We start from the raw sequence: 8,459 nt of genomic DNA, 5'->3' as shown, positions 1-8,459 counted from the left end.
AGTTCGAGATCGTCCGCTTCGGCAACGTGCTGGGCAGCGCCGGCAGCGTGATCCCCAAGTTCCAGGAACAGATCGCCGCTGGTGGCCCGGTGACGGTGACCCACCCGGAGATCACCCGCTTCTTCATGTCCATCCCCGAGGCCGCGCAGCTGGTGCTGCAGGCCGGCTCGATGGGCAAGGGCGGCGAGATCTTCGTGCTCGACATGGGCGAGCCGGTGAAGATCGCCGAACTCGCGCGGGATATGATCCGCCTTTCGGGCCGCAGCGAAGAGCAGATCCGCGTCGTGTTTACCGGCCTGCGCCCCGGCGAGAAGCTCTACGAAGAGGTGCTGGCCGACGCCGAGGAAACCCGCGCCACCCATCACCCCAAGCTGCGCATCGCCCGCGCCCAGCCAGTGGAGGAAGGCAGCCTCGACGCGCTGCTGCAATGGCTGCGCCAGCGTCGCGCGGTGGGCGCGCTGGAGGTTCGCCGCGAGCTGCGCCGCTGGGTACCCGAATACACCCCGTCACCGTCGCCGCCGGCGCTGACGGTGGTGGATAAGCCCGGACTGCGGGCCTGAACATCATGGCAACTTACGCGATTGGCGACATCCAGGGCTGCTTCACCTCCCTCACCGCGCTCCTCAACCGGATCGACTTCGACCCCGCCCGGGATCGCCTGTGGCTGGTGGGCGATCTGGTCAATCGCGGGCCCGATTCGCTCCAGACCCTGCGCTTCGTGCGCGACCTGGGGGCTTCGGCGGTCACGGTGCTGGGCAATCACGATCTCTACCTGCTGATGGTGGCCTACGGCACCGTGCGTGCCCGGGGCAAGGACGACACCATCCAGTCGGTGCTCGACGCGCCAGACCGGGACGCCCTGCTGGGCTGGCTGCGCACCCGCCCGCTGATGCATCTGGAAGACGGCTTTGCGATGGTCCACGCGGGGCTGCTGCCCGGCTGGACGGTCTCCCAGGCGCGGGCCCTGGCGCGGGAGGTGGAGGGCGCCCTGGCCGGCCCCTATCACGCCGATCTGCTCAACAACATGTGGGGCAGCGAGCCGGCCGCCTGGCACGACGGGCTGCGGGATTACGAGCGGATCCGGGTGATCGTCAATGCGATGACGCGGATGCGCTTCTGCACGCCCGACGGGGTGATGGATTTCAAGGTGAAGGGCGAGGTCACCAAGGCGCCGAAAGGCTACGTGCCGTGGTTTGAGGTGCCGGGCCGGAAGAGCGCCGACGCGACGGTGGTGTTCGGCCACTGGTCGGCCCTCGGGCTGCGCATCGAGCCCAACCTGCTGGCGCTGGATTCCGGTTGCCTGTGGGGGCGCGAGCTCACCGCGGTGCGGCTGGAAGACCGCAAGGTGTTCCAGGTGGCCTGCCCCGGGCTTACCCACGGCAAGCTCAAGCCGTCCTGAGCGGGCCGTTTCAGGCTCTTCTTTTCTTCTGCTGATCTGATGTGAAGCCTGCCGGACCGGCGGGCTTCAGGCGCTTTCGATGCGTTCGAGGATCGCGGCCCGGGCCGTGTGGGCGAGGGCCTTGCGATCCGGCGTCTCGCGGGTGCACAGGGCCGGCTCCACGTCGATGCGGGCAACGATGTGGCGCTCGCCGACGATGGCCCGCAGGCATTCGCCCAGGCTCACGTCGCCGTCGTAGGCCGGCGCCCGGGTGAAGCGGCCATCCGGCAGGCGGTAGGCGATGGCCAGCGGCTGGATCAAGGCGCCGGCGTCGATGGCCGGCTGGAGCAGGGCACCGTGGAAGTTGTGCAGGGTGCTGCCGTCGGTGGTCGTGCCCTCGGGGAACAGCGCCACGTACTGGCCGTCGGCCAGCAGCCCGGCAATCTCGCCATTCACGACCTTCGCGTGGCCGCGGCTGCCCCGGTGCAGGAAGACGGTCTCGCTCTTCACGGCGAGCCAGCCGAACAGCGGCCACTGGCGCACCTCGGCCTTCGAGATGAAGGCAGCGGGCCAGGCGGCGTTGATGATGAAGATGTCCAGCCACGACACGTGGTTGGCCACCAGCAGGCAGCCGGGCACCACGTCGCCACCGCCGCGAATCTGCAGCGTGACGCCGAGTACCTTTACCAGCCGGGCCGACCACCACTGCTTGAGCTGGCGCCGGCGTAGCAGGCCGAGGAAGGGGAAGGCCGCCGCCGCGATGGCCACGCCGACGGCGATGTGGCCGGCGAGGCCCAGGTAGCGGGCGAGGCGGATTGCGAACGGAGCGGGGCTGTCGGGCTTCAGTCCTTGCGTCCCATGAAGTGCTTGGCGTAGCGGGCGTCGAGCCGGGATACCGGCAGCAGGACGGGCAGATCGGCCGTGTTGAAGTCAGGATCCCAGGCCGGCTCGCCGCAGATCCACGCGCCGGCCCGCAGGTAGCCCTTGATGAGCGGCGGGGTTTCGGCGTCGAGATCCTGGCGCAGGGCGGCGAGGGGGAGCGGGGTGCGGGGGAACACGCGGTATTCGAGCGGACAGAGGTGTTCGTCCTTCAACCGATTATACAGGCTGGCCGCCATGTGCCCGCCGTCGGCCATGCTCACCGAGGCGCAGCCGATGAGGTAGTCGTAGTTGTTCTCGAGCATGTAGCGGGCGAGGCCCGACCACAGCAGGGTGATGACGGCGCCGGAGCGGTATTCGGCGTCGATGCAGGAGCGGCCGATCTCGACCATGCGGCTTTTGAGGTGGCGCAGGCGGGTGAGGTCGAACTCGTTTTCCGAGTAGTAGCTGCCCACTTCGCGGGAGGCGGAGGGCGACAGGATGCGGTAGGTGCCGACGATGCGGCCGGCGTCCTCGTCGCGGACGATCAGGTGCTCGCAGAACGGGTCGTAGAGGTCGCGATCGACACCCGGCGTGCGCGGGTTGAGGCGGGCGCCCATCTCGTCGGCGAACACCCGGTAGCGCAGCTTCTGGGCTTCGAGCACTTCGGTGGGGCTGGTCGCGAGGCCCACGTGCAGGTTGCGACCGGGGCGTTGGGCAGCTTGTTGTTGCTTGTGCAGCATGGCGGAAATCCTCGTGGGGTTTCCGCGCATTGTGGGAAGGGCGCGTTGCGGCCCGGTGAAGGGGCGGTTACCGGCGTGTGACGGTGCGCCCAAAAAGCGAAGGGAGCCGCTGGGGCTCCCTTGCTGGATGCGGCCGGGCCGGAAGGCTCAGCGGGTCACGCGGGTGGTGCGGCCGTCCTGCAGCAGGCGGACGCGTTCGCCGGGCTTGAAGTTCTCGCCCTGGTCTTCCTGGGTGATGGCGAGCATTTCGCCGTTGTCCATCTTGAGGGTGATCTCGACGCCCTGGCTGCGGGTCAGGCCTTCTTCCGCCGCCGCGCCGGCCAGACCGCCGACCACCGCGCCGACCACCGCACCGATCGCCGATCCCTTGCCGCCGCCGACGGTGCTGCCGGCGATGCCGCCGACGGCCGCGCCGCCGATGGTGCCCACCGGTGACTTGGTGCCTTCGAGCTTGACCGCGCGCACGCCTTCGATCACGCCGAGCCGAACGCTCATCACGCGGCGGGTTTCGGTGCGCTGGTAATCCCCGGCGCCCTGGCCGGTGGCACAACCGGCGACGGTGACGGCGGCAAGCAGGGCAACGCCCAGATTCAGGATTCGCATCGTTCTTCCTTTCACCAAAGGGTTGAGCCGAAGGCCTTGCGATAGGCCTCGGCGATTTCATCGCGGCTGGGTGCGTGGTTCTGGCCACCGCGGCTGGCAATCTTGATGGCGCCCATCAGCGAGGCGAGGCGCCCGGTCTGATCCCAGTCGAGGCCGCGGTCGATGCCGTAGAGCAGGCCGGCGCGGTAGGCGTCCCCGCAGCCGGTCGGATCTTCGACGCGGGTGGGCACCGCGCAGGGGATGTCGATGCGCGTGCCGCCGGTGTGGATCTCGGAGCCTTCACCGCCGCGGGTGACGATCAGCGCCTTGACCTCGCCAGACAGGGATTCGATCGAGCGCCCGGTGCGTTCGCACAGCAGGCGCGCTTCGTAGTCGTTGACCGTGCAGTAGTCGGCCAGTTTCAGGCAGGCGAGGAGTTCGTTGCCGCTGAACATGGGCAGGCCCTGGCCCGGATCGAAGATGAAGGGGATGCCGGCCTCGGCAAACTGGCGGGAATGCTCGAGCATGCCGTCGCGCCCGTCCGGGGCGACGATGCCGAGGGTGACGCCGCGGGTCTGGCCGATGGTGTTGACGTGGGAGTGGATCATCGCGCCCGGGTGGAAGGCGGTGATCTGGTTGTCGTCGAGATCGGTGGTGATGAAGGCCTGGGCGGTGAAGGTGCCGGGCACCTGGGTGACGTGGGTGCGCGGCAGGCCGAGGGCGTCGAGGCGGTCGAGGTAGGGCGCGGCATCGTCACCGACGGTGGCCATGATGAGCGGTTCGCCGCCGAGGAGCTTGAGGTTGTAGGCGATGTTGCCGGCGCAGCCGCCGTACTCGCGCCGCATCTCGGGCACGAAGAACGAGACGTTCAGGATGTGCAGCTGCTCGGGCAGGATGTGATTGCGGAAGCGGTCATGGAAAACCATGATCGAGTCGTAGGCGATGGAACCACAGATCAGCGTGGACATGATTCGGCGATGGTTGGGCGGTTGCTCTGCCGGCGGTTGCCGTCAGGGGTAGAAGACGTACACGCGGTAGCCCGCGGCGGCGACGCCGGGGGCCTCGAAGGCGATCCGGGTGGCGACTTCGCGCTTGGCGGCGAAGGCGTCCTTCGGGGCGTCGGCGGGCAGCCACTGGGCGGGTTCGAGCACCTTGCGGACAAGGGCCTTGTCGCGGGCGTCGGTGAGGGTGATCTCCAGGTGCGGATAGGCCTGGGGGAACTCCGCCCGGTTGCGCAGGGTGGCGTGCAGGGTGAAGAAGGCTTCGCGGGCGGCGTCGGGCTGGATGTCGGAGCTCTCGATGGCGATGTCGGCGGCGTTGCGCGGCAGCGGCAGTTCGCAGCCGAGGGCGCCGCACAGGCTTTCCATGAAGGGCCGCATCTGGGGCGAGGACTGGACGATCTCGCTGCGGAACACCAGCGCGCCCTGGGCCAGCAGGGCGAGGCTCAGCAGGGTGGCGCCGGCGGTCCAGGCGGCCTGGCGCAGTACCGGCGACGTGGCGGGTTCGGCTTCCGGTTCGATCGGCGGCTCGTCGTCGGCGTCTTCGTAGGATTCGACGGTCTCGACGGTTTCGGCGACGATCTTCGGCTCGGCCCGGCGGGGATCGGCGCTGGTGTCGATTTCGATGGGCACGTGGGCGGCCTCGGCCTGGGCTTGGGCGAGCATCGCGGCGGGCTCTTCGCTGGCCGGCCAGGGCTGGTCGTGGGGCGTGGCGGCGAGGGCTTCCGGCGGGGTCGGGTCCTCGTCCTGCTTGTGGAGCAGGGCGTCGAAATCGACGGGTTCGGCGGGCGGGGCCTTCAGGTCGAGATCGGCGGCGGACGGCCAGTCGGGCTGGAAGGGGGGCGCCTCGAAGGGTTCGACAGCGGGCGGGGCGTCGCTGGCGATCACGTCGTCGAAGTCGTCGCGCTCGTCGGTGGTGTCTGCGGTGTGAGCATCGCTGCCGAACTCGGTGGTGGGCGATGCTTCGGGTGGCCAGGGTTGTGCCGCGTCGATGTCGATATCGATGTCGGCGAAGGGCGCGACCGGCGCGGCGGCTTCGTCGGCAGGCTGGGACGCTTCAGCGGGCTCGTCCGGGAAGGCGTCGACGGGCTCGCTGTCGGGCAGGTCGAAGCTGGGGGCGTCGGCCGGGGCGGGTTCTTCGGGCGTGTCGAAGGCGTCGCCATCGCCTTCTTCGGCAGGGAGGGCTGCGTCCGGGGTGTCGTCCGGGAGGGCGGGCGCTGGCGGGATGTCGGCTTCGGCGATGAGCTCGTCCGCCAGGGGCTCGTCGGCCAGGGGTTCAGCGACGGGGGACGGTGTGTCGGCGGGCAGGAGGTCGTCGAGGTCGAGGAGATCTTCGTCGGCCGGTGCGGCGATGTCGGCGGCGCCAGCCGCCGGGGCTTCGACGGCGGATACTGCGGCGGCCTCGACGGGCGCGGCGTCTTCCTGGGGCTTTTCTTCAAGAACGAAGATGGGCGGCTCGGCGGGAGCCTCGACAGCGGGTGCCGGCGTGGGCGCCAGGGAGAGGGTGTCGGTGGGTTCGGTGTCCTCGGGGATGCGGCTTTCCAGCGCGTTGAAGGCGTGCTGGCAGTGGCCGCAACGCACGCGCCCGCCCCGGGCCTGCAGTTGCTCGGGGCGAACCCGGAAGGTCGTGGCACAGGCGGGGCAGCGTGCGAGGATCATGGCGTGACCGGTCGTTCTCCTTCGAGGCGGACCCAGCCGTCGTGCGTGGCGCCGACGGTGAGCGCGATGAAGGGTGCGTAGGCTTCGATGACTTCGTCCGCCTGGGCTTCGAGCACGCCCGAGAGGGCGAGCCTGCCGCCGGGTGCGACGCGGGCCGCGAGGAGCGGCGCGAGCATCTTCAGCGGGTTGGTGAGGATGTTGGCGACGACCCGCTGGAAGGTGCCGTCGAGGGGCTTGGACGAGACCTGCAGGTGCAGCTTCACGCCGTTGGTCTCGGCGTTGAAGGCGGCGGTCTCGACGGCCTTCTCGTCGATGTCGACGCCGGTGACTTCGCCGGCGCCCAGGCGGGCGGCAGCGATGGCGAGGATGCCGGAGCCGCAGCCGTAGTCGAGCACCGTGACGCCCGGCTCGATCACGTCGGTGAGCCATTCGAGGCACAGCCGGGTGGTCGAGTGGGAGCCGGTGCCGAAGGCCATGCCCGGATCGAGGATCAGGTTGATGGCGTCCGGCGCGGGGGCTTCGTGCCACGAGGGCACGATCCACAGGCGGTCGGTGATGCGGATCGGGTCAAACTGGCTCTGGGTGAGCTGGACCCAGTTCTGTTCGGCGACTTCTTCGATGGTGAAGGGCGGCACCGCGTCGAGCCCGGCGGCGGCCGAGGCGGTTGCCAGGGCTTCGGCCAGGTCGGTGTCGGTGTCGAAGAGGGCGACGACGCGGCTGTGATCCCACAGGCTGGCCGGGTGCATGCCCGGCTCGCCGAACTGGGGCTTCTCGGCGTCGGTGCCTGCGTCGGCATCGTCGATGCTGACCGACAGGGCGCCGTGATCCATCAGCGCCTCGGACAGGGCCTCGGCGCGGGTGGCATCAGCCTGCAGGATGACGGAGATCCACATCAGCTTTTGCTGACCTCGTTGCGCCCCGCCAGCTTGTGCTCCAGGTAGTGGATGCTGGTGCCGCCTTCGACGAAGCGGGCGTCGAGCATCAGCTCCTGGTGCAGCGGGATGTTGGTCTTGATGCCTTCGACGAGCATCTCGGACAGCGCGATGCGCATCCGGCGGATGGCCTGGTCGCGGGTGTCGCCGTAGGCGATCAGCTTGCCGATCATCGAGTCGTAGTGCTGCGGCACGGTGTAGCCGTTGTACACGTGGGAGTCGACGCGGATGCCGGGGCCGCCGGGGACGTGCCAGTTGGAGATCTTGCCCGGGCAAGGGGTGAACTTGAACGGGTCTTCGGCGTTGATCCGGCACTCGATGGCGTGGCCGCGGAACTCGATGTCCTTCTGCTTGTAGCGCAGCTTCTGGCCGGCGGCGACGCGGATCTGTTCCTGGACGATGTCGACCCCGGTGATGAGCTCGGTGACCGGGTGCTCGACCTGGACGCGGGTGTTCATCTCGATGAAGTAGAACTCGCCGTTCTCGTAGAGGAACTCGAAGGTGCCGGCGCCCCGGTAGCCGATCTTGCGGCAGGCTTCGGCGCAGCGTTCGCCAATGCGCAGGATGTGGCGGCGCTCGATGCCGGGCGCGGGCGCTTCCTCGATGACCTTCTGGTGGCGGCGCTGCATGGAGCAGTCGCGCTCGCCCAGGTGGATGGCGTTGCCGTGCTGGTCGGCGAGGATCTGGATTTCCACGTGGCGCGGGTTTTCCAGAAACTTTTCCATGTAGACCATGGGGTTGCCGAAAAACGCGCCGGCTTCGGAGCGGGTGGTGGTGACCGCGTTGAGCAGCGCCGCTTCGGTGTGCACCACGCGCATGCCGCGGCCGCCACCGCCGCCGGCGGCCTTGATGATCACCGGATAGCCGATGGCGCGGGCGATCTTGACGATTTCCTTCGGGTCGTCGGGCAGGGCGCCTTCGGAGCCGGGCACGCAGGGCACGCCGGCAGCCTTCATGGCGTCCTTGGCGGAGACCTTGTCACCCATCAGGCGGATGGTTTCGGCGCGGGGGCCGATGAAGACGAAGCCGGACTGCTCGACCCGCTCGGCGAAGTCGGCGTTCTCGGACAGGAAGCCATAGCCGGGGTGGATGGCTTCGGCGTCGGTGACTTCTGCGGCCGAAATGAGCGCCGGGATGTTGAGGTAGCTGAGGGCGGACGAGGCCGGGCCGATGCACACGGATTCGTCGGCCAGCTTGACGTACTTGGCTTCGGCGTCGGGCTGGGAATGGACCGCGACGGTCTTGATGCCCAGCTCGCGGCAGGCTCGCAGCACCCGGAGGGCGATTTCACCCCGGTTGGCGATGAGGA

At 69.1% G+C, this 8,459-nt stretch carries 9 protein-coding genes; 2 read left to right on the top strand and 7 right to left on the bottom strand.

Going from position 1 to position 8,459, the window contains the following annotated elements:
* On the top strand, window positions 1–560 hold a 560-nt coding region (locus Q0672_RS13380; protein ID WP_298622935.1), incomplete at its 5' end, for a polysaccharide biosynthesis protein.
* A gap of 5 nt (window positions 561–565) precedes the next feature.
* Entirely contained in the window at window positions 566–1,399 is an 834-nt protein-coding gene (locus tag Q0672_RS13375) for a symmetrical bis(5'-nucleosyl)-tetraphosphatase (RefSeq protein WP_298622932.1), read from the top strand.
* A gap of 66 nt (window positions 1,400–1,465) precedes the next feature.
* On the opposite strand, the gene Q0672_RS13370 is transcribed toward Q0672_RS13375, so the two are convergent.
* From Q0672_RS13370 to accC, 7 genes are all read right to left on the bottom strand, one after another.
* On the bottom strand, window positions 1,466–2,146 hold the full coding sequence (locus tag Q0672_RS13370; RefSeq protein WP_298622930.1) for a 1-acyl-sn-glycerol-3-phosphate acyltransferase: 681 nt from the start codon (window positions 2,144–2,146) through the stop codon (window positions 1,466–1,468).
* Window positions 2,147–2,220: 74 nt separating this feature from the next.
* Window positions 2,221–2,979 carry a GNAT family N-acyltransferase gene (locus tag Q0672_RS13365; protein ID WP_153163075.1) on the bottom strand — a complete coding sequence of 253 codons (759 nt, stop codon included), beginning with the start codon at window positions 2,977–2,979 and terminating at the stop codon, window positions 2,221–2,223.
* 147 nt (window positions 2,980–3,126) lie between these two features.
* Window positions 3,127–3,582, bottom strand: a complete 456-nt coding sequence (locus tag Q0672_RS13360; RefSeq protein ID WP_284189597.1) for a glycine zipper 2TM domain-containing protein — start codon at window positions 3,580–3,582, stop codon at window positions 3,127–3,129.
* An 11-nt stretch (window positions 3,583–3,593) separates the two neighbouring features.
* A complete protein-coding gene (locus Q0672_RS13355) occupies window positions 3,594–4,529 on the bottom strand; it encodes a carbohydrate kinase family protein (protein WP_298622927.1) in 936 nt (311 codons plus the stop codon).
* Between the two features lie 42 nt (window positions 4,530–4,571).
* The gene (locus Q0672_RS13350; RefSeq protein WP_298622924.1) at window positions 4,572–6,218 is read right to left on the bottom strand and encodes a DUF3426 domain-containing protein; all 1,647 of its coding nucleotides are present in this window, start codon (window positions 6,216–6,218) and stop codon (window positions 4,572–4,574) included.
* The gene (gene prmA, locus Q0672_RS13345) at window positions 6,215–7,111 is read right to left on the bottom strand and encodes a 50S ribosomal protein L11 methyltransferase (protein WP_298622921.1); all 897 of its coding nucleotides are present in this window, start codon (window positions 7,109–7,111) and stop codon (window positions 6,215–6,217) included. The genes Q0672_RS13350 and prmA overlap by 4 nt, the downstream gene beginning before the upstream one ends.
* Window positions 7,111–8,459 (bottom strand): acetyl-CoA carboxylase biotin carboxylase subunit (gene accC / locus Q0672_RS13340; protein ID WP_298622919.1); only part of this gene is annotated, 1,349 nt, incomplete at its 5' end. The genes prmA and accC, both read right to left, overlap by 1 nt.

The organism is uncultured Zoogloea sp. (assembly GCF_937894855.1).
Taxonomy (GTDB): Bacteria; Pseudomonadota; Gammaproteobacteria; order Burkholderiales; family Rhodocyclaceae; genus Zoogloea; species Zoogloea oryzae.
This window is presented reverse-complemented; position numbering and strand designations above follow the sequence as displayed.

What these genes read in the sequence shown, in the direction of transcription:
- Q0672_RS13375 (WP_298622932.1), top strand. Translation starts at nt 566, where the DNA reads ATGGCAACTTACGCGATTGGCGACATCCAGGGCTGCTTCACCTCCCTC.
- Q0672_RS13365 (WP_153163075.1), bottom strand. Translation starts at nt 2,979, where the DNA reads ATGCTGCACAAGCAACAACAAGCTGCCCAACGCCCCGGTCGCAACCTG.
- Q0672_RS13360 (WP_284189597.1), bottom strand. Translation starts at nt 3,582, where the DNA reads ATGCGAATCCTGAATCTGGGCGTTGCCCTGCTTGCCGCCGTCACCGTC.
- Q0672_RS13355 (WP_298622927.1), bottom strand. Translation starts at nt 4,529, where the DNA reads ATGTCCACGCTGATCTGTGGTTCCATCGCCTACGACTCGATCATGGTT.
- Q0672_RS13350 (WP_298622924.1), bottom strand. Translation starts at nt 6,218, where the DNA reads ATGATCCTCGCACGCTGCCCCGCCTGTGCCACGACCTTCCGGGTTCGC.
- prmA (WP_298622921.1), bottom strand. Translation starts at nt 7,111, where the DNA reads ATGTGGATCTCCGTCATCCTGCAGGCTGATGCCACCCGCGCCGAGGCC.